Here is a 25,889-nt window from a genome sequence, read left to right as displayed (position 1 = left end):
ATCGCGACAGTGGTTCGTACGTCCGCCCGTTCGGTATCCCGGCTCGCCCTGCGAAGGGCCCACGGTTGCGCGACAGCGCCGGATTTCGACCGGCTTCCCCGTCACGGGCGGCGGTGTTCTGTTGTCGAGCCAGCCGAGGTTAACACCTGTTCACCTCCGGTAGGTACCACCGGCCAGTCGGTCGTGAGGATCACATGGGCACCCGGCGGTATCCCGCACCCGACCGGGGTGAGAGTCTTCAGGCGCGGTCGTGGGGGAAGTCCGGTGAGAGTCCGGCGCTGTCCCGCAACGGTGTGCCTTCCAGGCGAGCCCGGTCACCCACATCGCACGGTGTCACCGACTCCTGTCGTGGAAATGCGGGAAAGGGTTCTCATGAGACGTTTGGTTTTCGCTGTCGCCCTGCTGTGCGGCATCGGGCTGGTCGCCGCTCCGGCGGCGGCCGCGGCCACCCACGACAAGGCGGACGCCGCCGCCGGCTGGCTCGCCAGGCAGATGACCGACGGCGAACGGTTCGAGGCCGACTTCGGCGGCCAGAAGTTCCCCGATCAGGGCCTGACGATCGACGCGATCTTCGCGTTCGCCGCGGCCGGCGTGTCGGACACGAACGCGGGCAAGGCGATCGCCTGGCTCGCGAAGCCGGAGGTCACCACCGGCTACGTCGGGGGCGGCACCGAGGCCTATGCGGGCGCGCACGCCAAACTGATGCTCGCCGCGCAGATCCGGGGCAAGGACCTGGCGTCGTTCGGCGGCGTCGACTTGAAGGCGGGCCTGCTCTCGCTGCTCACGCCGTCCGGCCGGTTCTCCGACCGATCCGAGTACGGCGACTACTCCAACGCCCTCTCGCAGTCGCTCGCCCTCCTGGCGCTGGACCGCACCCCGGGCGGTGCCCCGGCGTCGGCCGTGACGTTCCTCGCGGGCACCCAGTGCGCGGACGGCGGTTTCCCGCAGAACTTCGGCGAAGCGACGTGCACGAGCGACGTCGACGCGACCGCGACGGTCGTGCAGGCCTTGCGCGCCGTCGGTGACCCCGTGAACGCCCGCGAGGGCACGTCGTGGCTGGTCACGAAGCAGCACGCGAACGGCGGCTTCGGCGTCGCCGCGAACGCGCCCAACGCCAACAGCACCGGCCTCGCCGCGGAAGCGCTGGCCGGTCATCGTCCCGCCGCCGCGGTCAAGGCGCGGGAATTCCTGCGGTCACTGCAGACCGGCTGCGCCGGCGCCGAGGCCGACCGCGGCGCGATCGCCTACGACGCCACCGGTCCGAACCCGACGACCGCCCCGCGCGCGACCGCGCAGGCGATCCTCGGCCTGGCCAGGGTTCCGCTGAGCGACCTGCACGGCGGTGGCCGCCCGCAAGCCCCGGTCCTCGCCTGCCCGTGAACCGTCCTGGATACCTACTTGTCCGGATTCCGTGAAGGCCTCCTTGAGGGACTCTGGGTCCCTCAAGGAGGCCTTCACGGCCTGGGCACACAGGTCACGGCGTGAGCGAAGGCGTGACTCGCGTGATCAGGGACGTGACTCGCGTGGCTGGAGGCCGCATTCGGGAGTTCCGCCTCCAATCACGTGAGTGGGGCCTCCGATCACGCGAGTTCCGGCTTCGATCACGTGAGTCACGGGCAGCGTCACTCGCCGGCGGCGACGCGGCGCGCGAGTTCCACGCGGGACCGCACCCCCAGTGCGGTGAAGATGTTCCGCAGGTGGTGGTCCACCGTCCGGTGGCTGATCACCAGCCGCCGCGCGATCTCCTTGTTCGTCTCCCCCGCCGCCACCAGCCGGGTGATGGCGTCCTGTTGCGGCGTGAGGCCGGCGAGCGATCGGTGCGGAGCGTCGACGGTCTCGCCCGCCGCGCGCAGCCCGGCCCTGGCCCGTTCGGCGAAGCGGGTCGCGCCGACGTTTTCGAAGCCGCGCAAGGCATCGCGGAACTGGTCGCGGGCGTCACGGGTCCGGCGATGCCGCCGCAGCAGGGTGGCGTACGCGAACCTGGTCCTGGCGAGTTCCACCGCGCCGCCCGCCCGCCGGTGCGCCTCGATGGCCGCCTGGAAATGTCGTTCCGCCACACCGGGATCCGACGCCATCAGCGCGTGACAACGGTGGCTCAACGCGAGCCAGCAGGGTTCCGCCCCGGCCAGCGTCCAGCGGTCGAACACCTCCAGCGCGGCACGGGCGCGTTCGGGTCGTCCGGCGTTGACGGCCGCCTCGACGAGTTGCGGTGTGGCCAGCACGCGGATCACCGGCTGGTCGCCGGAGACGCCCGAAGCGAGATCTTCGAGCCTGCTCAGCGCGTCGTCGGGCCGGTCCTCGGCCAGGTCCAGGCAGGCGTGCGCCCACGCGGCGACGGCGGCGGGCCTGCCGAGACCGCGTTCGGCGATGCCCTCGGCCGCCTCGTCCAGCTCCGGCGCGCGGTCGCCGAGGAGCGCGGCGGCCAACCCCAGCAGCGTCAGGTGTTCCATCCGCAGGTTGTGGGGCGCGCGCAGGCCGTCGCGGGACGCCGCCCGCGCACACGGGATCCGGTCGAGCGCGATGGCCGAAAGCGCGAGATAGACCAGCGCCCATGGCAGTTCCGCGTGGCGTTTGCCGAGCCGCGCGCGGCTCACCGCGGCCGCCGCGTACTCGTGCGCCTGTTCGGCGTGCCCGCGGGCGAAGGCCGCTTCGGCGGCCCAGACGGCTCCGGCGACGTCGGTGTCGGCCATCCCCTTGGCGACGGCTTCCTCCAGCGGGACGACGGCGTCGTCGTGCCGTCCGGCGTAGACCGACGTCAAACCCCGGAAATGCGCGAACGCCAGCCCTTCTCCGGCCGGGACCGTCCGTGCCAAAGCCCGGTAGCCACCCAGGTCGCCGCCGAGTCTCCGCGCCTCGCCCGCCAGCAGCAGCGCGGCGGCCGGATCGGGCAGCAGCCGCGCCGCCGTGCCGAGTTCGTGGGTGGCGACGGCGGGATCGCCGTCGCGCAGCTCGATCTCCCCGTGCAGCAACGCGACCGCGCCCGGTTCGGCGTCGGCTCTGGACAGCAGCAGCCGCGCCCACCCCGGTCTGCCCGCCTGCCAGGCCGCGTCCGCCGCCGCCAGCAGCCGGGCCGCCCGCACGCCCGGATCGGCGGTCAGCGCGGCGGCGCGTTCGAGATGCCGCGCCGCCGCAGCGTGATCCACAACGGGTGCCGCGGCGAGCGCGTCCGCGAGTGGTTCGGACGGCGTGGCGGTCGCCATCGCGCGATGCCAGAGCGCGTCCGGCCCCTCCTCGACCGAGGCCAGCCGTGCGTGCGCCGCCCGCCGGTCGGCCGGTGACGCCGCCGCGTACCAAGTCGCCTTCCGCGCGGAAAAGTCCATACAGGTGCCGAGAAAACGCAGACGCTCGTCGAGCGGCATCGCGTCGAGCTCGGCCGTGTACCGAGGCAGACGCTCCCGCAGGATCGGCGAAACCGGCTCCCGCCCGGCCGCCTGCGCGGACGTCAGCGACGCCGCCAGCGCGACCAGATCGGCTGGGTTCCCGTCACCCAGTTCGACCAGCTGCGGGCGTACCCCGGCGGGCACGCCACGGTCGCGCAGCACCTGATCGGCGGCGGATTCGCTCAACGGTGGCAGCTCGACGGAGTCGAACTCGTCCGACCCGGATCGCGACGCGAGCACCATCCCGACCGGCGCGCCCGCCAGGCGCCGGGCGGCGAAACCCAGCGCCGCCAAGGACTCCTGGTCGATCCAGTGCGCGTCGTCGACCCAGCAGATCGTCGGAGCCGAGACGGCGCCGAGCCGGTCTCGCGCTTCCGCGCCGCTGGAGACCGACGCGCCGAACATCCGCTGCAGGGCGCCGTACGGCAGCGTGCTTTCCGCCCGCAGGCCCCGCACCCCGACGAGCCGGACGCCGAGGGTGGCGCGCAGCTCGGCGAGCAGGGCCGACTTGCCCAGCCCCTCCATGCCGCGGATCAGCACGGCACGCCCGGCGGCCGAGCGCAGCCCGCCGAAGAGGTCGTCCCTGCCCCGCAACGGGTACACAGGCATCCGCGCCTCCTCGAGATCCCTCTCGATGAAACACCAGGCGCAAGTGTTTCACAAGGTCTTGCTCGGCACCCGTCCCTCCACCAGCGCTCCGAGCAGCGTCGACGCCGCGTCGAGATCGGGGGTCCGGGAGGCGAGGACGTCCGAATACAGGAACGCCTCCCCCAGCCGCACGATGGCGTAACAGAGGCTGTCCAGACCGACGCTGGGCTCGAAGCCGCCCGCGTCGACGTCGCGGCGCAGGAGCTCGACGTGCGCGGCGATCACCCTCGGCTGGACACGGCCGTCCGGGTCGGTGAGCAGCCTGATCGCCAGCACCGGCTCGTCGTCGAGGAAGCGGCGGAACCCCGCGCTCGCCGCCAGCACCGACCGGTACTCCCGCATGATCGCGAGACAGCGCAGTTCGCCGGCCGCGTTACGCACCACGTCGCCCTCTTCGCGCTCCCAGGTGCGCGCGGCGGCCGTCAGGGTGCGCTCGGACAGGTAGTAGAGGGCATCACCGAGCAGGTCTTCCCGGTTTCCGACGCGACGGAACAGGGTGCTGCGCGAGATGCCCAGATCCTGGGCGAAGGCGGAGGTGTCGACGCGGACGCCGCGATCGATCCACCGGGCCGCCGCGCGGACTATGTCCTCGGCTGAGGGATTCACGATCGCCGATCGTACGGGCGCCCGGCCCGGCGGGGGCGACCGCGGACCAAGACCGGCGATTTCACCGATGCAGGCGCCTCCGTCCGTTTGTCAGAGTCCATCACCACGGACTGTGTTCAACGGCGAACGGAGACGGCACCATGCGTAGTACGACCCGGATCCTTTGTGGACTGGCCACCGTCGCGGCACTCACTGTCGCCCCCACGGCCTACGCCGCCGAGAACCCCTACGAACGAGGACCGGACCCGACCGAAAGCAGCATCGAAGCCTCACGCGGCTCCTTCGCGGTGTCGCAGACCTCCGTGTCGAGCCTGGCCGTCACCGGCTTCGGCGGCGGAACCATCTACTACCCCACCAGCACCGCGCAGGGCACGTTCGGCGCGGTCGCCATCTCGCCGGGATTCACCGCGACACAGTCGAGTATCGCGTGGATCGGCCCGCGGCTGGCGTCGCAAGGCTTCGTCGTGTTCACGATCGACACCAACACCATCTACGACCAGCCCGACAGCCGCGGTGACCAGTTGCTGGCCGCACTCGACTACCTGACCCAGCGCAGCACCGTCCGCTCCCGCATCGACACCTCCCGGCTCGCCGTGGCCGGGCATTCGATGGGCGGCGGCGGTTCACTCGAAGCGGCGCAGGACCGGCCGTCGCTGCAGGCGGCGGTGCCGCTCGCGCCGTGGAACACGCAGAAGTCGTGGTCCTCGCTGAGGGTGCCGACGTTCATCATCGGCGGCGAGTCCGACACGGTCGCTCCGGTGGCCTCGCATTCGATCCCGTTCTACACCAGCATTCCCGCCTCGGCGGAGAAGGCGTACATGGAGCTGGACAACGCCAGTCACTTCTTCCCGAACACGGCGAACACGACCATGGCCAAGTACACGATCTCGTGGCTGAAGCGGTTCGTGGACAACGACACCCGCTACGAGCAGTTCCTCTGCCCCGCCCCGGACGACCGCGCGATCAGCGACTACCGGGACACGTGTCCGCACGCCTGAGTGTCCTCGGCCCCGGCGCGCCCGCGCCGGGGCCCCCTTCCGCCGTTGGGAGTTCTTGCGTGACCCTGTCGACCTTCGAGATGTCCGGCGTATCGGTGACCTTCGGTGGTCTCGTCGCGTTGTCGGACGTCTCCCTGACCGTCGCACCGGGCCGGGTGCTCGGGGTGATCGGCCCGAACGGGGCCGGCAAGACCACGCTGTTCAACGTCGCCTGCGGTTTCGTCCGGCCGGACACCGGCGGGCTGACCTGGCGCGGCACGGAACTGCGGCGGCTGCGCCCGCATCACCTCGCCGGCCTCGGCATCGCGCGTGGCCTGCAGGAACTCGGCCTGTTCGACCGGATGACCGTGTTGGAGAACGTCCTCGTGGGCGCGGGCAGGCACGCGAAATCCGGTTTCTGGTCTTCGTTGCTGGGGCTGGCGAAGGACGAGAAGGCCTTGACCGAGCGGGCGATGACACAGCTGGAGGGCTTCGGCATCGCCGACGTCGCCCAGCGCTATCCCACCAGTCTTCCGTACCCGGTAAGAAAAAGGGTCGCTTTGGCGCGAGCGCTGGTGAGCGAACCCGACCTGCTGTTGCTCGACGAACCGGCGGGCGGTCTGTCGTCGGAGGAGATCGACGAGATCGGCACGCTGGTCCGCGGTCTCACCGAACGCATGTCGGTGATGCTCGTCGAGCACCATATGGATCTGGTGATGGGGGTCTGCGACGAGATCGTGGTGCTGGACTTCGGCAGGGTCATCGCCCGCGGCACGCCTGACGAGATCCGCGCCGATCCGGCGGTTCAGGCGGCTTACCTCGGCGAGGAGGTGGCCGGTGCTGACCGTTGAGCGACTCTCGGCGAGCTACGGCCCGGTACGCGCACTCGATTCCGTGAGCCTTTCGGCCGCCGAAGGCGAGATCACCGCGGTGCTCGGTGCGAACGGCGCGGGCAAGACCACGTTGCTGCGCACCATCTCCGGCCTCCTCCGCCCCTCGGGCGGCCACATCAGTCTCGGCGGCAGGGACTTGAGCCGAGTGTCCACAGAGGACCTTCCCGCGCTGGGTCTCGCGCATGTTCCCGAAGGCCGCGGCGTACTGGCCGAACTGACCGTCGAGGAGAACCTGCGGCTCGGCGCGCTCGGGGCGCGCGGCCGCGTGACGACGGCCGATCTGCGCCGGATCCACGACCTCTTCCCCGTGCTCGCCGACCGCAAGAACGGCCTCGCGCACGTCCTTTCCGGCGGCGAGCGGCAAATGCTGGTCATCGGCCGCGCGCTGCTCTCCCGGCCGAAGGTGCTGCTGCTCGACGAACCGTCCTTGGGGCTCGCGCCCAGGATCGTGGCGCGGATCTTCGGGCTGCTGCGCGGTCTCGTCCACGAAGAAGGCCTGGCCGTCGTGCTGGTCGAGCAGAACGCGCGCAGCGCGCTGTCCATCGCCGATCACGGCGTCGTGCTCAACCTCGGGCGGGTCGTCGTCCGGCGGGACGCGGCCGCGCTCGTCGCGGACGACGCGCTCCGGCACGCCTACCTCGGATTCTGAAAAGGGAGCTTCGTGCAGCAACTGCTCACCACCGCGCTCACCGGCCTGACGCTGGGCGTGGTCTACGCCGCGTTCGCGCTGGCGCTCGTGCTGATCTGGCGGGCGACGCGGATCGTGAACTTCGCGCAGGCGCCGATGGCGATGATCACCACCTACGTCGCGCTCGTCCTGATCGACGCGGGCTGGTCGTACTGGGCGGGTTTCGCCGTCGCCCTGCTTTCGGGCCTGGTGCTCGGCGCGCTCGTGGAACGGTTCGTGATCCGGTTCGTTTCGGGGAAACCCGAGATCAACGCCGTCATCCTGACGCTGGGGCTGTTCATCGTGCTGCACGCGCTGGCGGCGCTGGTGTTCGGTTCGCGGTACCGGTCCTTCCCCGCACCGTTCGGGCTCACCGGATTCCAAATCGGCGGCACGACGATCGCGCTGACCGGGTTCGGCGTGTTCACCATCGCCGCCGTCGGCGTGGTGCTGATCGGGCTCGTGGTGCTGTTCCGCGGTACCGACCTGGGCCTGCGGATGCGAGCCGCGGCCTTCGACCGTGAGGTGGCCCGCCTGCTCGGCGTGCGGGTCGGGCGGATGCTCACTCTCGGCTGGGCCCTGGCTGCGCTCGCCGGTTCGCTGTCGGGTCTGCTGATCGCCGGCGGTGGGCTGGTCCATCCGTCCTATATGGACGGTGTGGTGGTGTACGGCTTCGTCGCCGCGGTACTCGGCGGGCTGGACAGCCCGGTCGGCGCGGTCGTCGGCGGCGTCGTCCTCGGCCTGTCGCTGAGCCTGGTGAGCGGCTACGTCGGCGCGGAACTGGTGCCGCTGGCCGCGCTGGCGCTGCTCATGGTGGTGCTGCTCCTGAAACCCGGCGGCCTGTTCACGAGCGTCCGCGAACGGAGGGTCTGACGTGCTGCGACGTCATCTCCTGAGCGCGCTCGCCGCGTTGGTCGTCGTCGTGCTCGTGCTGGAGAACTCCGGGCCGTACCTCACCGCGCAGTTCACGACGATGGCGTATCTCGCGATCGCGGCGGGCGGTCTGACCGTCCTTACCGGACTCAACGGGCAGCTCTCCTTGGGACACGGCGCCTTGATGGCCGTCGGCGCCTATTCGACGGCGCTCCTGCTGCGGTCGGAGGCCTTGCCACTCCTGGTGATCCTGCTCCTGGCGATGGTGATCACCCTCGCGCTCGGGGCGCTCGTGGGGATCGCCGCCGCCAGGCTGCACGGACCGTATCTCGCCGGGGCGACGCTCGCGCTCGCCGTCGCCGTCCCCGGGATCCCGTTGTTCTTCGGCGAAGCGCTCGGCGGCGAGCAGGGCTTGCCGGTACGGATGCCGGAGATGCCCGGCTGGCTGGCAGACGCCGCGTACTTCGTCACCGGCCAGGACCTCACGTCGATCCGTTACCTCGCTTACCTTTCGTGGTTCGCGGTGATCGCCGTGTTCGTCCTGCTGGCGAACCTGTCGCGCGGTCGCGTCGGACGCGACTGGCGGGCGGTCCGCGACGAGGACGTCGCCGCCGAGCTGGCCGGGATCGACCTCGGCCGCACCAGGGTGCGGGCGTTCGTGGTCAGCGCGGGATGCGCGGGCCTGGCCGGGGCGCTCATGGCGTTGTCCGCGCGGCTGGCGGCGCCGAGCGGTTTCGCGCTGACACTGTCGCTGCTGCTGGTGTCCGCGGTGGTGCTCGGCGGTCTCGGGAGCCTCACCGGAGCGCTCGCCGGGGCCGCGCTGCTGACCTTCCTGCCGCCGCTGGTGACCGGCGCGGGAACGGATCTCGGGCTGTCCGACGTGCAGGCCGCGCATCTGGCGCCGTTGATCTACGGCCTGGTCACCGTCCTGATCGTGCTGCTCGCACCGGCGGGCCTCGCCGGCGGGCTGCGGAAACTCATCCACTGGAGGCGAAGTTCATGAAACGCTGGACCAAGGCCGTGGCCGTCTTCCTGGCCGTGACGGTCACCGCCGCCTGCGGCGCGGGCGGCAGACCCGAGGGGGAACAGAAGGGTTCGACGGTCGGCGTCACCGACACGACCATCAAGATCGGGGCGCATTTCCCGCTGACCGGCGTCGCCGCGCCGGGCTACAGCGAGATCCCCGGCGGGCATCAGGCGTACTACGACTACGTGAACGCGAACGGCGGCGTCCACGGCCGCAAGATCGAGTTCGTGGTGAAGGACGACGGCTACAACCCGACCACGACCAGCGCCGTCACCAACGAACTGGTGCTCAAGGAAGAGATCTTCGCGATGGTCGGCGGCCTCGGCACGCCGACGCACAGCGCCGTCGTCGATTTCCTGAACAACTCGAAGGTGCCGGACCTGTTCGTGTCGTCGGGTTCGCTGCGCTGGGGCGACGATCCGAAGAAGGCGCCATTCACCTTCGGGTGGCAGCCGGACTACGAGATCGAAGGCAAGATCATCGGCGACTGGGTGCGCAAGAACCTGCCGAACGCCAAGGTCGGTCTGTTCCTGCAGGACGACGACTTCGGCCGCGACGGCGAGAAGGGCGCGCGGCGCTACCTCGGCGAACAGATCGTGGAAGTCGCGAAGTACTCGCCGGGCAACACCGACATCGCACCGCAGATCGCGAAGCTCAAGGCCGCGGGCGTGGATCTGGTGCTGGGCTTCACCGTTCCGTCGTACACCGCGCTTTCGCAGCTGGCCTCGCTGAAGATCGGGTTCAAGCCGAAGTGGTTCTACAGCAACGTCGGTTCCGATCCCGCGCTCGTCGGCTCCCTGCTCGCGCGGTTCTCCGAAGGCAAGGTGACCAACGGCGCGTCGCTCATCGACGGCGTGCTCACCACCGAATACCTGCCCGGGGTCGACGCGCCGGACAACGCGTGGACGAAGCTGTGGCAGAACGTCTGGAAGGCCCACGGCAAGGGCGGCGACCTGACGAACTATCGCATCTACGGGATGGCGCAGGCGTACACGTTCGTCCAGGCGTTGCAAGCGGCCGGAAAGGACCTGACCCGGGAACGGATCGTCGAAGTTCTCCAGCAATCCGGGAAGACGTTCGAGGGACCAGGCCTCGCGCCGTTCCGCTACACCGGCGACAACCACTTGGGCATTTCCGGGATGTCGGTGGTCGAACTCAAGGGAGGCGTCGGCAAGGATCAGACACCGGTACTGGTGACCGACCTCGGCGACGCCCCCATCGAGGCGAACGACTCGGCGGCGAACGACGCGCCGCCGCCGGACGGGATCGCCGGTAGCTGAGTCACCGTGCGGGCAGCACGCGTCCCCGCACCTCGCCGAACCCGATCCGCGAACCGTTCGCGCCGGGCGCGGTGCCGGTGATCACGACCTCGTCGCCGTCCTGCAGGAAGGTGCGCTCCTCCCCCTTGACCGTGAGCGGTTCCTTGCCGCCCCAGGACAATTCGAGGAACGCGCCGCGCTGGCGCTTCTCCGGTCCGGAGATCGTGCCGGAGCCGTACAGGTCACCCGTGCGCGACGAGGCGCCGTTGACCGTCAGGTGCGCGAGCATCTGCGCGGGTGACCAGTACATCTCGCGGAACGGCGGGCGGCTGACCTCCTCGCCGTTCCATTCGACGACGAGGTCGATGTCGAGTCCCCACGGGTCGCTCTCCCGCAGGTACGGCAGCGGCTCCGGATCGGTCTGCCCCGGCAGCGGGATCCGCGCGGCTTCCAGCGCCAGGATCGGCACCACCCACGGGGAGATCGAGGTCGCGAAGCTCTTGCCGAGGTGCGGGCCCAGCGGGACGTACTCCCACGCCTGGATGTCGCGGGCCGACCAGTCGTTGAGCAGGACCGCGCCGAACACGTGGCGGGGGAAGTCGTCCGGCGTGATCGGGGTGTTCAGCGGCGTACCGGTGCCGACGACGAACCCCATCTCCGCCTCGATGTCGAGCCGCGCGCTCGGCCCGAACACCGGCGCCGTGCCGGCCGGGGCCTTGCGCTGACCGTTCGGGCGCACGATGTCCGTACCGGAGACCAGAACCGTGCCGGAGCGTCCGTGGTAACCGACCGGGAGGTGCTTCCAGTTGGGCAGCAACGGTTCCGCGTCGGGGCGGAACAGCCTGCCGACGTTCGAGGCGTGGTGTTCAGAGGCGTAGAAGTCGACGTAATCGGCGACCTCGATCGGCAGGTGCGGCGTCACCCGCCCGATCGCGTGGACCGCGCCGTCGGGGAGTTCGCCGGAGACCAGGTCGCGGATCCGCTCGCGGACCGCCACCCAGCGGTCGTATCCCTGCGCCATGAACGGGTTCAGCGTCGGCGCGGCGAACACGTCGTCGCCGAGCGCCGCGGCCAGGTCGACGACGGAATCGCCGACGCGCACGCCGACGCGCGGGGAATCACCGTCGACGGAGAACACGCCGTACGGCAGGTTGTCGATCCCGAACAGGGAGCCTGCGGGGATGTCGATCGTGGTCATGCCTCTCCTCGGGGCGCCTCGAGCAGGCCGAGTCCGGCCAATTCGGTCAGGGGGTCGGTGATGCTGCAGGTGCCGAACGACGTGAAGCCCGCGCGGAGGGCGGCGACGCGATCCGCGTCCAGTGCGCGGAGCCGCTCGGCGACGACGGCGCCGTCTCGTTCGGCGAGAACGGCTTCGGCGTCGCCGCCGGTGAGGACGGCGTCGGTGGCGAGCATCAGGTTGAGGAAACCGTGCTGTTCGAAGCCGGTCTCCGGATCGGTGTTGCGGAGGGCGTGGTGCAGCCCCGCGGTGGCTTTGAACGGCACCCCCGCCGCGACCGCCGCACGGACCGCGGCGGCGAGTTCGGCTTCGCCGGGGTACAGGTCGGCGCGGACGCCGCCGGTGCGGAACTTCGCCTGATGTCCGGTGCCGGAAAGGGCGGTCAGCAGCGGGACGCGCCGCTCGTCACGCGGGATCTCGACGAAGACCGGCGCGGTGGCGCGGGAAAGCGCGGCGAGCACCTCGTCCGGGCCCATCCCGTCCGGGACGGCGATCTCGAGCGCTTCGAGTTTCACCGGGAGCTTGGCGACGGCCTCGTTCACTCCGTCGAACTGTGCGGGTCCGCCGGGCAGGGTCACCGAGACCGGCAGCGGGGTCTCGCGACCGTCCAGCACCTCGGCGAGGTCGCCGAGCGCGGTCGCGGCGATGACCAAGGGCCCGACCAGGCCGGCGTACCAGGCATCGAGGTGCTCGTCGTGGGCGGCGACGGCGTCCGGTAGTGGGGCCAGGCCCGGCGGGAACACCGCGGCGTCGTCGCACAGCCCGGCGAAGAGCGCGGGAATCCGTCCGCCGTCCACCATGGTCTCCTACTCGCCGATTTAGTTCATACATTTACTATCCATCGGGCAGCGTAGTCCGGTCTTCCTGGCGACGGGAAGGCCTACTTGCGGCTCCGGGTGCCGAACTCGGCGCGGCTGGTGATCAGCTTGCCCAGCAGCATCACGAGGATGCGCTGTTCGGTCTCGGTCAACGCGTTCGTCCAGCCGAATTCGCGTTCGTTGTGCTCGCGGAAGACCGAGACCATCTCCTCTTGTCCCGCCTCGGTGAGCGACAACCGCACCGAACGTCCGTCGCGTTCGTCCGGGGCCCGGTCGAGCATGCCTTCCGCGACCAGCGTCTTGACCAGATTCGACACCGCGGCCCGGCTCATCCCGGTCAGCCGGGCGGCGCTGGTCGGTTCGAGCGGTCCGGCGAGCCACACCACGAACAGCAGCCGGAACGCCGACCAGGACCGTCCGCGCGGCCGGTGCACCGCGGCTTCGAGATCGTAGGTCACCAGGTCGGAGGCGCGATTGAGGGTCAGCAGCACCTCGGTCGCCAGCTGGTGACGGAAGCCGTACTCCTGCGCGAGCCGCCGGTTCGCCAGCGCCACGAACGACCAGAAGTCCAGTCCGGCCGCGTCCACAGCGTCCACGTCTTCCATCGGCGCACACTAACCCGGTCCTGCGAAAATGGTCAAAGTCGAAACTACTTTTACCCGGAACTCGCGTGCTTGGATCCGGATCACGCGTGATTCCAGCCGGAACACGCTGTTCCGCCCTCAATCACGCGAGTTCCGGCTTCAATCACGCGTGATCGGCCTAGAGGTTTGTCCATCTTGGGTGCTTGATCATGGAGGTTTCTCCATGGCGAGCGCGTGGTCCGTCCCTGTTTGCTGGGGGCATGAGCAGAACGGAAGTGCCACCAGGGACCGGCAGGGCCGTCCGCGTGGCCGCGGGGGACCTGGTGCGCGTGATCGACGTCGACGGCGGCCAGGTCGGGGACGTGTTCGCCTTCCGCGACGGCGGCGTGGCCGAACTGGCCGAGCACCACAGCGCGGCACACACCCGCGCCGGCGTCGACCGGCTGTTCCCCGCCGTCGGCGAGGCCTTCCTGACCGACCTGCGCCGCCCGATTCTCACGCTGGTCGAAGACACCTCACCCGGCGAGCACGACATGCTCATCCCGGCGTGTGACCCGGCCCGGTACACCGCGCTGGGCGCGCCGGACCACCGGTCCTGCGCCGTGAACCTGCGAGAGGCGCTGGCGGCGGAGGGCCTGAGCTTCACCGGCCCGACCCCGCAGCCGATCAACGTCTTCATGCGCGTCCCGGTCGGCGAGGGCGGACGCCTGAACTGGCTCACCGCGACCTCGCGACCCGGCGACGCGGTGACCCTGCGGGCCGAGATGGACTGCGTCGTCGTGGTCTCCGCCTGCCCGCAAGACCTCGTCCGGATCAGTGAAGCCGGACTCTCCCCGCTCGCCATCGAAACCGTCCACAATGGAGGAACCCGGTCATGACGACCACCGTCGAACACCCCGCGCTCACCCCGGCCACCCTCGGCGGTCTCGCGCTGCGCAACCGCTACGCCGTCGCCCCGATGTCCCGCGTCTCCGCGCGGCCCGACGGCACCCCGACCGGCGAAATGGCCGACTACTACGCCGAATTCGCCCGCGGCGGCTTCGGGCTGGTGTTCAGCGAGGGCACCTACCCCGACAGCGCGGCCAGCCAGGGATACCTCAACCAGCCCGGCCTCGCGCGGGACGAACACGTCGCGGGCTGGCGGGTGGTCACCGCCGGAGTCCGCGCCGCGGGGGGCCGGATGATCGCGCAGCTCATGCACGCCGGGGCCATCGCGCAGGGCCACCCGAACACCGTCGGTCCTTCGGCCGTGCAGCCGCGCGGGGAGAAGATGCGCGCGTACGGCGGTTCCGGGCCGTGGCCGGTCCCCCGCGAACTGACCACAGCCGAGATCGACGACGTCGTCGACGGCTTCGCGGCCGCCGCCGTGCGTGCCCGTCAGGCCGGCTTCGACGGCGTCGAGGTGCACGCGGCCAACGGATACCTGCTCGACCAGTTCCTCACCGACTACACCAATCACCGCACCGATTCCCACGGTGGATCGGTCGCCAACCGGATCCGGCTGACCGCGCGGGTCGTGACCGCCGTCGCCGAGGCCGTGCCGGAGCTGGTGACCGGTGTGCGGTTGTCGCAGACCAAGGTCAACGACTTCACCTATCGCTGGCCTGGCGGCCGCGCCGACGCCGAGGTGATCTTCGCCGCGGTCGCCGGGGCGGGCGCGCAGTACCTCCACATCGCCAGCGAAGGCCGGAACTGGCTGGAGACGGCGAAGCTGGCCGACGGCGGCACGATCACCGCGCTCGCCCGGCAGGTCACCGGGCTGCCGGTGATCGCCAACGGCGGGATGCACGACCTCGCGCAGGCGCACGAGGTCCTGACCGGCGGGCACGCGGACCTGCTGTCGATCGGGCACGGCGCCCTGGCCAATCCCGATCTGCCCGCCCGCGTCGCCGCGGCGGAACCGCTGGCCGAGTTCGACCGGGCGATGGTCTCCCCGACGGTCACGGTGGCGAACGCGCGCCGTTGGCGGGAGAGTCGGCAGGCGTGACGGAAGCAAGCTGGCACGGCGGCGCGGCCGCGGTCGCGACCCTGACCTTCGACGTCGACGCGGAATCCCCGATCCTCGCCAGAGGACGGGGCTACGCGGACCACCTGTCGACCATGTCCCATCAGGCGTACGGGCCCCGGGTCGGGGTGCCGCGCGTCCTCGATCTGCTCGACGAACTGGCCGTGCCCGCGACGTTCTTCGTGCCGGGCTGGGTCGCCGAACAGCGGCCCGGCCTCGCCGCCGCGATCGTGGAACGGGGGCACGAGGTGGCCCACCATTCCTACAGCCACCGGCCGCCGACCGCGATGACCGCGGCCGAGCAGCGAGCCGATTTCGAACGGGGCATGGCGGTGTTCGCCGCGCAGGACATCGAGATCAGCGGTCATCGCGCGGCGGGCTGGGAGTCCACTTGGGACACTCCGGCGCTCGTGGCCGAACACGGGCTGAGCTACGACTCGTCGCTGATGGCCGACGACCGGCCGTACCTGATCGAGACCGGGGCCGGCCGGATCGCCGAACTGCCCGTGCACTGGTCGCTCGACGATTGGGAGCAGTACGCGTTCCTTCCCGCGCCGCACATCGGCTCGGTGATCACGTCGCCGATACGGGTGCTGGAGATGTGGCGCGCCGAGCTGGACGCGATGCGCCGCTATCGGTGCCTGTTCAACCTGTGCCTGCACCCGTTCCTTTCGGGCAGGCCGGGTCGGCTGGAGGCGGTGCGCTCGCTCATCGAGTTCGGGCTCGGACTCGGTGACGTCCGGTTCGCCCGCTGCCGCGACGTGGCGGCCGCGGCGCTGGCCGACCCCGCCTTGCCCGTGGAACCGTTGCGGCGCCTCGAAATCGACCCGGCTGTCTATCCGGACTGAGCCGCTTCCAAGGCCAGGAACAGGTCGACCCGGTCGGCGGTCCGCCCGACGTCGCGGCCGGTCAGCTCGGTGACCTTGGCCAGCCGGTTGCGCAAGGTGTTGACGTGCACGAACAGCGCCGCGGCGGTGGCCGCCCACTGGCCGTCGTGGTCGAGGAACGCCCGCAGGGTCGTCTCCAGTTCGCCGTCGCGGACGCGGTCGTGCTCGCGCAGCGGGCCGAGCAGGGCGTCGGCGAAGGTGTGCCGCCACTGCTCGTCGTGCGACTCCAGCAGCAGCCGGTAGCTGCCCAGCTCGGCGAAACTCGCCGCGATCGGCCCGCCGCGCCTGCCCCGGAGCACACGGCAGGCTTCGCGGCTACGCGACAACGGCATCCGCAATTCGGCCGCGCCCGGCGCGGGGTCGGCGAGCCCGACGACCACGCGCCCACCGGAAAGCCGGTGCGACACCGCCGCCGCCAACCGCGGCGCGAAGGCGGCGGGCGACTGCCTTCCCGAACGGAACGGCAGTACCGCGACGACGTCCTGGCTGCCCGCCGCCACGACCGCGGGGAGCCCGTCCGCCAGGAGGAAGTCCGTCACCGCCTCGGCCATCCCCGGCGGGGTCGCGGCTTCGTCCCCCGCGAACGCCAGCGCGATCACCGCCAGCGGCCCGTCCGGATCGACCCCGAAGGCCCGCAGCCTGCCGGGCACCTCCGCGGCCCGCTGCGCGCCGGAGAGCACCATGTCCAGCAGTTCGACGGCGAACCGCATCTCTATCGCCTGCACCGCCTGGTGCCTGGCCACCTCCAGGCTGAGGTAGCGGGCGGTCTGCTCCAGCGCGTCCCGCTCCCCGCGCGTCAGCTCCGCCGCGGGACGCAGGCACAGCAGCGCGGCGTCCGCGTCTCCGATCGCGCCGACGGGGAACAACGCCGCCCGTGTCCCCGCGCCGAGATCCGCTTCCAGCGGCGGCGGATGCCCGGCCAGCGCCTCGGCCGCGGCGCGCGTCTGCCCGGCGTCCAGTTCGGCGCCGGCGGACGCCAGTTCCCGGCCCATCCGGTCCACGACCGCCAGCGGAAGTTCGTGCTCACGGCGGAGGACCGCGAGCACCCCGGACGCACCCGCGCCCCTCGACAGCGCCGACGTCAGCTCGTCGCCTCGGCGCACCAACGACATCAGCGCGTTCTGCCGGTCGGTGGCCTGGATCGCCGCGGCCGCGCGGGTGACCGCCGTGAACGGCACCGCCACCGAGATCTCCAGCAGCGGCAAACCGGTTTCCCGGCAGGCGTCGGCGAGCGCGGCAGGGGTCTCGCGTTGTTCCACGCGCAGGCCGAAGATGATCCCCGCCGCTCCGGCGCCGACCACCCTCGCGACGAAATCCGCCGGATCGACGCGGTCCAGCCACAGGCCGTTGGTCAGCACGACCTCGTGCTCGCGCACGTACGGTCCCGGGTCGGGGAGCTCGGTGTTGTGCACCCACAACACCTGCCCGGTCAGCGCTCCGTCGCGGCCGGGGACGACCACCCGCAGTTCCAGGGCCGGGTCCTCGACCAGCGCCGCCAAGGTCAGCATGTCTGTGAATATATCCAGTCGCGCCGGTCCTTTATGGATGAACGGCCATTTCATCGTTTTGTCATGAGCCCTGGTTAGCGTGCCTCGGAGACCCTTCAGGATTCGAGGAGCCCCACTGTGACGGCAGTTTCCAGCACGATCGCCGAGCGCTACACCCTGCTCGAGAAGCTGGCCGGCGACGGGACGGCCGTGCTGTGGCGCGGCGAGGACGGGCCGGACGGTCCGCGGGTCGCGATCAAGGAACTGCCGCTTACCACGCACGAGCCCGCGCGCGTTGAGCGGTTCAAGGAGGTGGCCCTCGTCGCGGTGGATCACCCGTCGGTGGTGCCCGTCCGCGATGTCGTGGTGGCGGACGGAAGCGCGTTCATCGTGATGGACCCGGTGGAGGGACGGACCCTGGAGGACCTCACGTCCGAGGGCGCGCTACCGCCGCGATTCGTGGCCGACATCGGCCGAAAGGTGCTCGGCGCGCTCGCCGCCGCGCATACGGCGGGCGTCGTGCACGGGGACGTGCGGCCCGCGAACATCCTGGTGGGTCCCGACGGCGCGGTGAAGCTGACCGGCTTCGGGATCGCCAAGGCCCTCGACCCGGTGGGCACACCGGCGTTCCTCGCCCCCGAAACGATCGCGGGGCACGAAGGCACACCCCATTCCGACCTCTGGTCGCTCGGCGTGACGCTGCTCAGCGCGAGCGAGGGCGGGAACTTCTTCCAGCGGGCGAACGTCGCGGCCACGCTGTACGCCGTCGTCAACGAGCAGCCCGCCATCGACCGGACGCCCGGCCCGCTCGCGGACGTCCTCCGCGGTCTGCTGGCGAAAGCACCACAGGCGCGCATGCTGCCGGACCTCGCGCTTCCGTTGCTGGCCCGGGCGGCGAGCGGGATCGAAACGCCGGTGCCGATCCGGTCCGCGCCGTCGCGTCCCGGCCTGACGCCGCCGTCGGTCTTCGCGGTCCTGGCCGGGGTGGCGAGCATGGTGCTCGGCTTCGCGCTGCTCGGCAACGCGATGCTGATGCACCGGGTCTACTACTTCCTCGTCGAGTTCACTTTTCCGCTGATCTCGGTGGGAGGCTTCTGCCTGATCCTCGCCGGGGTCGCCGCGGTGGTGGGCGGAGCGAGTCTGCTGGCCAGGGTGAGGACGGGGCAGATCATGCTCGGTGTCTCCGCGCTCCTCACCCTGCTTTCGATGTTCCTGCTGGGCTTCCTCGGCGACGATCGGACCTATCTCGGCCTTCCCGCTCAGCCGGGTCTGACCATCGACCTCCTCGTCGTCGTCTTCGCCGTCGTCCTGGCGGGCGTCGTGTGGTTCGTCCCGGCGAAACGCCCTGCTGTGGGCTGATCCGCTCACAGCAGAGAAACCGGCGGGCGGCCTGGCCCCGGCGGCATGGTCGGGGCATGAGCGACAACGAGAAACAGCCACTCTTCGACCAACGGCAACGGGAACGGTTCTTCAGCCAGCGTGTGCTGGTCCTCGACGGCCCGCTCGACGACGACAACGGGACGGTCCTCACCACCCAGCTGCTGTCACTGGCGAGCGAGGATCCGCGCAAGGACATCGCGTTGTGGATCCACTCACCGGGCGGTTCGGTCCCGTCGATGCTGGCGATCCGGGACGTGATGCGGCTCGTGCCGTGCGACGTCGCCACGCTCGCGCTGGGGCTGGCGTGCAGTGCCGGGCAGTTCCTGCTCTCGGCCGGCACCCCTGGCAAACGGTTCGCCCTGCCGCACGCGCGGATCCTGATGCACCAGGGTTCGTCAGGCATCGGCGGCTCGGCCGTCGAGGTCGAGGTGCAGGCGGACGATCTGCGCTACACGCGGGACACCGTGCTCGGGCTCATCGCCGACGACACCGGGCAGCCCATCGACCGGATCTTCGCCGATTCGCTGCACGATCGCTGGTTCACCACCGAACAGGCCCGCGAATACGGCTTCATCGACCACATCGTCGAAAGCCTCGACCAGGTCGTCCCCGTCCGCACCCACAAACTCGGCCTCGGCACGGAAAGGGGTGCCGGCGCATGAGCACCTACACCATCCCCAACGTCATCTCCCGCAGTCCCGCCGGCGAGCGGATCATGGACGTCTACTCGCATCTGTTGTCGGAGCGGATCATCTACCTCGGGACCGCAATCGACTCCGGGGTCGCGAACGCCCTCATCACGCAGCTGCTGTACCTGGAGGCGGACAACCCCGAGCAGGAGATCAACCTCTACATCAACACCGAGGGCGGCGACCCGTCGGCGATGCTCGCGCTGTACGACACCATGCGCTTCATCAAGGCGCCGGTGGCGACGACCTGTGTCGGCCAGGCCGTCGCGGCGGGCGCGATCCTGCTGGCGGCGGGTGAGGCGGGGCACCGGTTCGTGCTGCCGCACACCCGGGTGGTGCTGCACCAGCCCGCGGCGCAGGGGCGCGGCACGATCCCGGACCTGATCCTGCAGGCCGACGAGGTCGTGCGGGTGCGGACGCAGCTGGAGGAGATCCTGTCCGCCCACACCGGCCGCGCCGTCTCGGATCTGCGCCACGACACCGACCGGGACCGCGTGTTCGACGCGGCGGGCGCCGTCGCCTACGGGCTGGCGGACCGCGTGCTCGACGAACGGGCTTAGCGGGTAAGTCTTCTGGTCTCGGAGGTGGATGAAGGGGACTTTCACCGCATGCGACGCAGGTAAAGCGCCCTTCATCTCGTGACCGGGCGGACGGCGCGTGTGATCAGACGGACGACACGCGTGATTGGCTGGACGACACGCGGACGCGACCGCTCAGGCGGCCATGAGCACGGGCCCTCGCGGACGCCGTCCGACCGCGAGGCCCGTGCTGCCACCCCGGCTGATCGTGCCCGCGATCCCGAAGAGCAGGTCCGCCAGGTCGAGCCCGAGCGCGCCGGTGACCGCGGCGATCATCTCGCTCGACGGCTCCTTGCGGCCGCGCTCGATCTCGGAGAGGTACTGCGGCGAGATCCCGGCGCGTTCCGCGACGTCGACGAGGCGGCCGCCCTGTTCCTCCCGCGCGGCGCGCAGGCTCCGGCCCAGCACGTCACGCCACAGCGGTTCCGGCTCGGGACGCTTCTGCTGGAAAGGGAGGATGTCCGCCATACGGTCATCGTGACATCCGGGCCGGGGCCCGCGTGCGCCGTTCCGCTCAAGGCGAAACCGGGCCACGGAACGCGCGCCGGTACGCGCCCGGCGTCGTGCCGACCTGATCGCGGAAGCGGCGGCGGAGGTTCACGGCCGACGCCAGGCCGACGCGGGCCGCGATCACCTCCACCGGCAGCCCGGTCTCCTCCAGCAGGGTGCGAGCCTCGGTCACCCGGCGCGTCAGCAGCCACGCGCCCGGCGTGGTGCCGAGCTGATCGGCGAAGCGCCGGGCCAGCGTGCGCGGCGAGACGTTGAGGTGTGCGGCCAGATCGCCCACCGACAACGGCGTGCCGAGGCGGGTTCCCGCCCATTCGAGGAGACCGTCCAGTTCGTCGCCGGGCGGCGGGGCCGGGACGAACTGCGCCTGCCCGCCGTCGCGATGCGGCGGCATCACCATGTGCCGGGCGACGAGGGCGGCGTGCGCGGCACCGTGGTCACGCCGGACGAGGTGCAGGCAGAGGTCGATCCCCGCGCCCGCCCCGGCGCTCGTGGCGACGTCGCCGTGGTCCACGTAGAGCACGTCCGGCTCCACCTTGATCAGCGGGAACTCCGCCCGCAGCTGAGCGGCGCGCGCCCAATGCGTGGTCGCCGACCTGCCGTCCAGCAGCCCGGTGCGGGCCAGCGCGAAGACACCGGAGCAGATCGTGACGAGCCGCGCGCCCCTGGCGTGCGCGCGCAGGAGCGCCCGGCGCACGGGCGCCGACAGCGGTGCCTCGACCGGCGACCAGCCGGGGATGAGCACGGTGTCGGCGTCCGCCAGTGCGGAAAGGCCCCGCGTCACGGACATCGCGTATCCGGCCGTGGTCGGCACCGCGCCGGGTTTCTCCGTGCAGACGTCGAATTCGTAGTACCGCGGCACCCCGGCCCGCTCCGTGCCGAAGACCTCGGCGGCGATCCCGAGCTCGAACGTCGACTGCACCGGCCGCACCAGTGCCCTCACGCGATGCATGGCAGAAAAGTACCCCATGGTGTCTTCCCTGACACTGTCCGACGACCAGACGGTCCCGGCAGCATGGGGTCATGCACCCAGAGATCCTCGCCCAAGAGGGCTACACTTCCTTCTCCGTCAAGGAATCCCCCGCGCGCGAGCTTTTCCCCGGAATCCGCCTTCGTCCACTGTGGACAGGCACGGACGGCGCGCACGCGAACCTGCTGGAAATGGATCCCGGCACCTCGTGGCCGCACCGCGACGTCCACGAACCGGGCCCCGAAGAGGTGTTCGTCGTCTCCGGCACCTTCAACGACGGCGCGCGCGACTATCCGGCCGGGACGTTCCTCCACGCTCCGGCCGGCTCCTGGCACGTGCCCGCGTCGGCGACCGGGTGCACGCTCTTCGTCTTCTATCCCGAAGGCTGAACCGACAGGCCGCTCTCGGTCGCGAGGATTCCGGCGACCGAGACGGCCTGCTCGCCGGTGATCTTCGCGCCGCGCAGGGTCAGCAGACCGCGGACGCCGGACAGGCGCGAGCCGCGGAGGTCGCAGTCCACCGCGGAGGTCGCCGCGAATTCGGTTTCGGTGAAGTCGCAGTCGACGAAGGTCAGCCGGGAAAGGTCGCCGGAGAACACCGTCTCCCGGAACGAACATCCGGAGAACACGACCGCTCCCTTCACCCGCCCGACCGTCACCGAGGCGTAGTCGAACCGCGCGTTCTCGACGTACAGATCGGTGGCGGCCGTGATCGCCACGCCGAGCCCGATCGCCCGGCAGCGCAGGATTTCGACCCGGCGGGCCGACAGGTCGCGGATCGCCGCGTTGGACAGGTCGACGCCTTCGAGAACCACGTCGGAGAGCGTCAGCCTGTCGAGCCGGGCGTTCGCCAAGTTCACTTCCGAGACGAGGGAGTGCGCGATCTCGCCGCCACCGCGGGCGCCGTCCTGCTCACCGCCGTCGAGATGGACGGTGTCGAAATCGAAGTGGCCACCGAACACGGCGGGTTCGCTTTCGAGGTCTTCGCGCTCGACCGAAGGCCGCCGCACCTTGATGCCGTCGAAATCCCGGAACTCCATGCCCCGGACCGTACCGGGGCCCGCCTCGGCAGGCGGGCCCCGGCGGTCACGAGGTCAGTCCCGGACGCCCTTCACCGCGTCCTTGATCTTCTCGCCCGCCTGCTTGACGTTGGCCTTGCCCTGCTCGGCCTTGCCTTCCGCCTGCCACTGCTCGTTGTCCGTGGCGTCCCCGGCGGCCTCCTTGGCCTTGCCCTTGAGTTCGTCGATCTTGTTCTCGGCCTTGTCGTTCATCGGAGCCTCCTTCGTTGTCCGTTGACCGACGGATACCCGGCTCACGGCCCCGAAAACGGCGCATTCGCTGTGGCGCCCGCCACGTCACCTTTCGGCGCCCGTGTGGCCGCAGGGGTACTCCGCCCTGGCGACGACCGCCGCGCAGGCCGGGCAGTTGTTCACCGGCCGCTCACGACGGCCCCAGTACGGATGAGTGGCCCCGCACAGCGCGGTGACCGGCTCTCCGAGGCCCGGGTCCGGGTTGCAGACGCGGCAGTAGGCGTGCGCCGCCCGCTCGATTCCGGCTGTCATGCTCCACCTCCTGACGGGTACATACGGTACGCGTATTGCTGACGCTCCCCGGACAGACTTGGCATATCCTGTTCGCAGCAAACGGAAACGACGCGGAAATCCACCACGACGAAGGCGCGGCGACCAGCGCACTGCTGCGGCTCGGCCGTTATCTCACCCGTGCGGAGCGTTCCGTACACCTTGTCGGAGGTAGCTGTACACGACCAGCCCTTCGTTGACCTCGGCCACTTTGTCGTACAGCCCGCGGGCCGGGGAATCCTCCAGCGTGTTCCAGTACAGGCGGGGGAAACCGCGTTCCTCGGCGTCCCGCGCGACCCACGCGATCATCGCGGCCGCGACACCCCGCCGCCGGGCGCCCGCGTCGACGAACAGGTCCGCCAGATAGCACCGCTGCGCTCCCCAGATCCCCGCGTGGAACAGGTAATGCGCGAATCCGACCGGCTCGCCGTCCAGCCGTGCGGTGATCCCGATCGGCTGCCCGTCGTCGACCAGGCGCCGCCAGGTCCGATCGTAGGCGTCGTCGTCACGTTCCACGGCGAAGTACGCGTCATTGTCGCGGGCCAGCGCTTCCCAGGAGGGGCGATCGGACTCGGTCAGGAAGCTGATCTCCACCATCCACCCATCGTGCCCGATGGTCCCCCGATCGTGGCTCCGCGGGCCCCTGAATGGCCGCTGTTCCGCTACTGCGTCCGGTTCTATCGTTCGGACGCATGGCAAGCGACTTGCAGCGGCGCAAGGTGTCGGGGGTCTTCGCCGCGATGGACGTCGACGGCGACGGTTTCCTTGAAGAGCAGGACTTCCAGGCCCTGGCCGACCGCTGGGCGCGGCGGCGCGGGCCGGGTGACGAACGGCGGCTGACCGGCATCATGCTGAGCTGGTGGACGACGTTGCTGGCGGCCTCGGATCTGAACCGCGACGACAAGGTCACCCTCGACGAAGTACTGATGGTGGTCGACAAGCTCCCGGACACGCCGGAGGCCGTGACCGCCACGGCCGACGCGATGTTCGAAGCGGTCGACGAGAACCGCGACGGCCTGATCTCCGCGGCGGAGTACCACCAGATGATCGAGGTGTGGAACGGCCGCCCCACCGACACCGACGCCACCTTCCCGCTGCTGGACTCCGACGGCGACGGGATGCTGTCCCGGGACGAGTTCGCCGCGCTGTGGCTGGAGTTCTGGGCGGGTGACGACGCGGAGGCGCCGGGCACCCTCGTCTTCGGCCCGCTGACCGTCTGACGGCTTTCGGGCGGATCCCGCGTCCATACGGGCCGACCCCGGCCGCCCGGCACGTCACCACCGTCCTGGCCGCTCAGGATGGCACGCGTGGAAGCCGACTCGATGGTCTCGCGCGCGATCGCGCTGTGCCTGCGGGACCGGTGGACGGAAGCGGCCGAACTGTTGGCGGAGAACGATTCCTGGCTGGGCGAGCTCTTCGGCGGCCTGGCCGAGCTCTGGGACGGCCGCTCCGCGCGGTTCGGCGCGAATCTGACCGAGCGCGAGCGGTGGCCGTCGAGGACGGTACCGCGACACCTGAACGACCAGATCGCCTCGTACGTCGCCGCGTTGCTGGTGCTGGGCGAGCGAGCACGCGCGGAGAAGCTGCTCGCCGATGAGGCCTTCCCCGAATCCGGCCTGCGGGACAGCGAACGTTCCCTGCTCGCGGCCATGCGCGGACGGCCCGCTCTGGCGATCGACTTCGCGCACCGAAGCCTGGCCGGCCGTTCCGGGCCCGGTCATGACATCGGGGCGTCCGCGATGCACCTGTCGACCGTGTCGGTCCTGCTGTCGCAGGGAAAGCCCACCGAGGCGCGGGAACTGCTGACCGCCGCCCGCGCCACGGCTCCGACGCTGGCGCATCTGCTAGACATCGCGGAAGCCCGCATCGACATCGCCGCGGGCGAAACCGACCGCGCCACCCTGCGCCTCCACGCGGCCACCCGCGGGCTCGCCGTCGGCACGGACATCGCCTGGGCCGATCTCGCCGACCTCGCGGTGCGGAGGAACGACCGGGCGTCGGCGAAGCAGGCGCTCGACGCACTGAACGCACTCGCCGCCGCGATGCCGACGGGACGCGTGTTGCTGCATCGCCACTTGGTCCGGACCTGCCTCGGTGAGGAACCCGCCGACGAATGCCTCTGGCTGGCCCGCGAACGAGACCAGCCGCTCGAACTGGCCGTCGTCGCCGAACGCCTGGCGAACCGTGCGGTTAGATCACCCCGGCCCGTACGGCGTACGCGACGGCATGCGGACGGTTCTTCAGCTTCAGCCGTCCGGTGATGCCCTGGATGATGTGCTTCACGCTGCGTTCCGAGTAGCTGAGCTCACCGGCGATCTCGACGGTGTCCTTGCCCTCGGCCATCAGCCGCAGCACGTCGATCTCCCGCGTGGTGAGCCCGGCGGTGTTGACGCCCATCGGGTCGAGCACCTCGCGCTGCAGCCGCTCGACGTGTTTGAGCAGTTCGCCGAGCAGGCTCGGCGGGAGCACCCCACCGCCGGTGGCCGCCGCGCGGACCGCGTGCGCCAGCCGTTCACCGGTCGTGGCCGACCGCGGCAGGACCGCCACCACCCGGCATTCGATGGCGGGCACGAGCTCCGCTTCGCTGATCTGGCTCACCACGAGCACCACCGGTTTGCCGTCCTCGGCGGCGAGCCGCCGCAGCCAGAGCACGATCTCCGGCGTCAGGCATTCGGCGGCGAACACCAGTACGTCGGTCTCGGCGCGTTGCTCCCAGTCCCGGATGTCGATCCCCTGCTGCGTGCCCAGCTGGCTGGCCAGGCCCGCCGTGGTGATCGGATCGGGCGCGTGCACCGCCACGGTGATCTGTCGGGTTTCCGTGTCCACTTCGTCCCCTCC

The 25,889-nt window shown here is 70.7% G+C and carries 29 protein-coding genes and 2 riboswitches; of the genes, 16 read left to right on the top strand and 13 right to left on the bottom strand.

The window, feature by feature from the left end; all coding sequences use genetic code 11:
* Window positions 1–10: 10 nt before the first annotated feature.
* A riboswitch (cobalamin riboswitch) is annotated at window positions 11–124 on the bottom strand.
* A gap of 67 nt (window positions 125–191) precedes the next feature.
* A riboswitch (cobalamin riboswitch) is annotated at window positions 192–340 on the top strand.
* A gap of 32 nt (window positions 341–372) precedes the next feature.
* Entirely contained in the window at window positions 373–1,380 is a 1,008-nt protein-coding gene (locus ACSMFO_RS20815; protein ID WP_436460145.1) for a peptidase, read from the top strand.
* 242 nt (window positions 1,381–1,622) lie between these two features.
* Here ACSMFO_RS20815 and ACSMFO_RS20810 read toward each other — a convergent pair whose 3' ends face one another.
* Together ACSMFO_RS20810 and ACSMFO_RS20805 are read right to left on the bottom strand one after the other, a co-directional pair.
* Complete coding sequence (locus tag ACSMFO_RS20810; RefSeq protein WP_436460144.1) at window positions 1,623–3,989, bottom strand: LuxR C-terminal-related transcriptional regulator; 2,367 nt, start codon at window positions 3,987–3,989, stop codon at window positions 1,623–1,625.
* Between the two features lie 48 nt (window positions 3,990–4,037).
* Window positions 4,038–4,634, bottom strand: a complete 597-nt coding sequence (locus ACSMFO_RS20805) for a QsdR family transcriptional regulator (RefSeq protein ID WP_038511150.1) — start codon at window positions 4,632–4,634, stop codon at window positions 4,038–4,040.
* 140 nt (window positions 4,635–4,774) lie between these two features.
* Between ACSMFO_RS20805 and bdeA the strand changes: the two genes are divergently transcribed.
* The 6 genes from bdeA to ACSMFO_RS20775 are packed head-to-tail and all read left to right on the top strand — an operon-like array spanning window position 4,775 to window position 10,351.
* The gene (bdeA, locus tag ACSMFO_RS20800) at window positions 4,775–5,632 is read left to right on the top strand and encodes a bis(hydroxyethyl) terephthalate hydrolase (protein ID WP_073848943.1); all 858 of its coding nucleotides are present in this window, start codon (window positions 4,775–4,777) and stop codon (window positions 5,630–5,632) included.
* Window positions 5,633–5,691: 59 nt separating this feature from the next.
* The gene (locus tag ACSMFO_RS20795) at window positions 5,692–6,462 is read left to right on the top strand and encodes an ABC transporter ATP-binding protein (RefSeq protein WP_436460143.1); all 771 of its coding nucleotides are present in this window, start codon (window positions 5,692–5,694) and stop codon (window positions 6,460–6,462) included.
* Window positions 6,449–7,153 carry an ABC transporter ATP-binding protein gene (locus ACSMFO_RS20790; RefSeq protein ID WP_436460142.1) on the top strand — a complete coding sequence of 235 codons (705 nt, stop codon included), beginning with the start codon at window positions 6,449–6,451 and terminating at the stop codon, window positions 7,151–7,153. Before ACSMFO_RS20795 ends, ACSMFO_RS20790 begins: the two co-directional genes overlap by 14 nt.
* 12 nt (window positions 7,154–7,165) lie before the next feature.
* Window positions 7,166–8,044 carry a branched-chain amino acid ABC transporter permease gene (locus tag ACSMFO_RS20785; protein ID WP_436460141.1) on the top strand — a complete coding sequence of 293 codons (879 nt, stop codon included), beginning with the start codon at window positions 7,166–7,168 and terminating at the stop codon, window positions 8,042–8,044.
* Between the two features lies 1 nt (window position 8,045).
* Window positions 8,046–9,047 (top strand): branched-chain amino acid ABC transporter permease, encoded by a 1,002-nt coding sequence (locus ACSMFO_RS20780; RefSeq protein ID WP_436460140.1) that lies wholly within the window; start codon window positions 8,046–8,048, stop codon window positions 9,045–9,047.
* On the top strand, window positions 9,044–10,351 hold the full coding sequence (locus ACSMFO_RS20775; RefSeq protein WP_436460139.1) for an ABC transporter substrate-binding protein: 1,308 nt from the start codon (window positions 9,044–9,046) through the stop codon (window positions 10,349–10,351). The genes ACSMFO_RS20780 and ACSMFO_RS20775 overlap by 4 nt, the downstream gene beginning before the upstream one ends.
* 1 nt (window position 10,352) lies before the next feature.
* On the opposite strand, the gene fahA is transcribed toward ACSMFO_RS20775, so the two are convergent.
* The 3 genes from fahA to ACSMFO_RS20760 form a co-directional block, all read right to left on the bottom strand.
* Entirely contained in the window at window positions 10,353–11,528 is a 1,176-nt protein-coding gene (gene fahA, locus ACSMFO_RS20770) for a fumarylacetoacetase (RefSeq protein ID WP_436460138.1), read from the bottom strand.
* Complete coding sequence (locus ACSMFO_RS20765) at window positions 11,525–12,367, bottom strand: hypothetical protein (RefSeq protein ID WP_436460137.1); 843 nt, start codon at window positions 12,365–12,367, stop codon at window positions 11,525–11,527. Before ACSMFO_RS20765 ends, fahA begins: the two co-directional genes overlap by 4 nt.
* 80 nt (window positions 12,368–12,447) lie before the next feature.
* Window positions 12,448–12,990 (bottom strand): MarR family winged helix-turn-helix transcriptional regulator, encoded by a 543-nt coding sequence (locus tag ACSMFO_RS20760; protein ID WP_360960837.1) that lies wholly within the window; start codon window positions 12,988–12,990, stop codon window positions 12,448–12,450.
* A 239-nt stretch (window positions 12,991–13,229) separates the two neighbouring features.
* Between ACSMFO_RS20760 and ACSMFO_RS20755 the strand changes: the two genes are divergently transcribed.
* The 3 genes from ACSMFO_RS20755 to ACSMFO_RS20745 are packed head-to-tail and all read left to right on the top strand — an operon-like array spanning window position 13,230 to window position 15,822.
* Complete coding sequence (locus ACSMFO_RS20755) at window positions 13,230–13,847, top strand: DUF1989 domain-containing protein (RefSeq protein WP_436460136.1); 618 nt, start codon at window positions 13,230–13,232, stop codon at window positions 13,845–13,847.
* On the top strand, window positions 13,844–14,956 hold the full coding sequence (locus ACSMFO_RS20750; RefSeq protein ID WP_436460135.1) for a tRNA-dihydrouridine synthase: 1,113 nt from the start codon (window positions 13,844–13,846) through the stop codon (window positions 14,954–14,956). The genes ACSMFO_RS20755 and ACSMFO_RS20750 overlap by 4 nt, the downstream gene beginning before the upstream one ends.
* Window positions 14,953–15,822 carry a polysaccharide deacetylase family protein gene (locus ACSMFO_RS20745; RefSeq protein WP_073848933.1) on the top strand — a complete coding sequence of 290 codons (870 nt, stop codon included), beginning with the start codon at window positions 14,953–14,955 and terminating at the stop codon, window positions 15,820–15,822. The genes ACSMFO_RS20750 and ACSMFO_RS20745 overlap by 4 nt, the downstream gene beginning before the upstream one ends.
* Here the strand turns inward: ACSMFO_RS20745 and ACSMFO_RS20740 are convergent.
* Window positions 15,810–17,369 (bottom strand): PucR family transcriptional regulator, encoded by a 1,560-nt coding sequence (locus tag ACSMFO_RS20740; RefSeq protein WP_436460134.1) that lies wholly within the window; start codon window positions 17,367–17,369, stop codon window positions 15,810–15,812. The genes ACSMFO_RS20745 and ACSMFO_RS20740 overlap by 13 nt on opposite strands.
* 117 nt (window positions 17,370–17,486) lie before the next feature.
* Between ACSMFO_RS20740 and ACSMFO_RS20735 the strand changes: the two genes are divergently transcribed.
* The 3 genes from ACSMFO_RS20735 to ACSMFO_RS20725 are packed head-to-tail and all read left to right on the top strand — an operon-like array spanning window position 17,487 to window position 19,977.
* Window positions 17,487–18,707 carry a serine/threonine-protein kinase gene (locus ACSMFO_RS20735; protein WP_436460133.1) on the top strand — a complete coding sequence of 407 codons (1,221 nt, stop codon included), beginning with the start codon at window positions 17,487–17,489 and terminating at the stop codon, window positions 18,705–18,707.
* Between the two features lie 56 nt (window positions 18,708–18,763).
* A complete protein-coding gene (locus ACSMFO_RS20730) occupies window positions 18,764–19,390 on the top strand; it encodes a ClpP family protease (protein WP_038511119.1) in 627 nt (208 codons plus the stop codon).
* On the top strand, window positions 19,387–19,977 hold the full coding sequence (locus ACSMFO_RS20725; RefSeq protein WP_016335566.1) for a ClpP family protease: 591 nt from the start codon (window positions 19,387–19,389) through the stop codon (window positions 19,975–19,977). The genes ACSMFO_RS20730 and ACSMFO_RS20725 overlap by 4 nt, the downstream gene beginning before the upstream one ends.
* A gap of 153 nt (window positions 19,978–20,130) precedes the next feature.
* Here the strand turns inward: ACSMFO_RS20725 and ACSMFO_RS20720 are convergent, their stop codons facing one another.
* Window positions 20,131–20,463 (bottom strand): helix-turn-helix domain-containing protein, encoded by a 333-nt coding sequence (locus ACSMFO_RS20720; protein ID WP_037345333.1) that lies wholly within the window; start codon window positions 20,461–20,463, stop codon window positions 20,131–20,133.
* Between the two features lie 46 nt (window positions 20,464–20,509).
* Window positions 20,510–21,454, bottom strand: coding sequence for a GlxA family transcriptional regulator (locus tag ACSMFO_RS20715; protein WP_436460132.1), 945 nt, complete (start codon window positions 21,452–21,454; stop codon window positions 20,510–20,512).
* A 71-nt stretch (window positions 21,455–21,525) separates the two neighbouring features.
* Between ACSMFO_RS20715 and ACSMFO_RS20710 the strand changes: the two genes are divergently transcribed.
* Window positions 21,526–21,861 (top strand): cupin domain-containing protein, encoded by a 336-nt coding sequence (locus tag ACSMFO_RS20710; RefSeq protein WP_436460131.1) that lies wholly within the window; start codon window positions 21,526–21,528, stop codon window positions 21,859–21,861.
* On the opposite strand, the gene ACSMFO_RS20705 is transcribed toward ACSMFO_RS20710, so the two are convergent.
* The 4 genes from ACSMFO_RS20705 to ACSMFO_RS20690 all read right to left on the bottom strand — a co-directional run bounded on the left by ACSMFO_RS20705 (window position 21,846) and on the right by ACSMFO_RS20690 (window position 23,648).
* A complete protein-coding gene (locus tag ACSMFO_RS20705) occupies window positions 21,846–22,511 on the bottom strand; it encodes a pentapeptide repeat-containing protein (protein ID WP_436460130.1) in 666 nt (221 codons plus the stop codon). The two genes, ACSMFO_RS20710 and ACSMFO_RS20705, sit on opposite strands and share 16 nt — an antisense overlap.
* A gap of 54 nt (window positions 22,512–22,565) precedes the next feature.
* Complete coding sequence (locus tag ACSMFO_RS20700; RefSeq protein ID WP_360127538.1) at window positions 22,566–22,742, bottom strand: CsbD family protein; 177 nt, start codon at window positions 22,740–22,742, stop codon at window positions 22,566–22,568.
* 84 nt (window positions 22,743–22,826) lie between these two features.
* The gene (locus tag ACSMFO_RS20695) at window positions 22,827–23,033 is read right to left on the bottom strand and encodes a hypothetical protein (protein WP_073848926.1); all 207 of its coding nucleotides are present in this window, start codon (window positions 23,031–23,033) and stop codon (window positions 22,827–22,829) included.
* Between the two features lie 153 nt (window positions 23,034–23,186).
* The gene (locus ACSMFO_RS20690) at window positions 23,187–23,648 is read right to left on the bottom strand and encodes an N-acetyltransferase family protein (protein WP_436460129.1); all 462 of its coding nucleotides are present in this window, start codon (window positions 23,646–23,648) and stop codon (window positions 23,187–23,189) included.
* Between the two features lie 95 nt (window positions 23,649–23,743).
* Here ACSMFO_RS20690 and ACSMFO_RS20685 point away from each other — a divergent pair, with 95 nt between their 5' ends.
* Window positions 23,744–24,271, top strand: a complete 528-nt coding sequence (locus ACSMFO_RS20685) for an EF-hand domain-containing protein (RefSeq protein WP_436460128.1) — start codon at window positions 23,744–23,746, stop codon at window positions 24,269–24,271.
* A gap of 87 nt (window positions 24,272–24,358) precedes the next feature.
* Window positions 24,359–25,312: a hypothetical protein gene (locus ACSMFO_RS20680; protein ID WP_436460127.1), complete on the top strand. Its 954-nt coding sequence runs from the start codon at window positions 24,359–24,361 to the stop codon at window positions 25,310–25,312.
* Here the strand turns inward: ACSMFO_RS20680 and ACSMFO_RS20675 are convergent.
* Window positions 25,242–25,877, bottom strand: coding sequence for a helix-turn-helix transcriptional regulator (locus ACSMFO_RS20675; protein WP_360127513.1), 636 nt, complete (start codon window positions 25,875–25,877; stop codon window positions 25,242–25,244). The genes ACSMFO_RS20680 and ACSMFO_RS20675 overlap by 71 nt on opposite strands.
* Between the last annotated feature and the right edge of the window lie 12 nt (window positions 25,878–25,889).

The sequence above is a fragment of the Amycolatopsis sp. w19 genome (assembly GCF_051373225.1).
Taxonomy (GTDB): domain Bacteria; phylum Actinomycetota; class Actinomycetes; order Mycobacteriales; family Pseudonocardiaceae; genus Amycolatopsis; species Amycolatopsis japonica.
The sequence above is the reverse complement of the archived record's forward strand: the minus strand, read 5'-3'. Positions and strand labels throughout refer to the sequence as shown.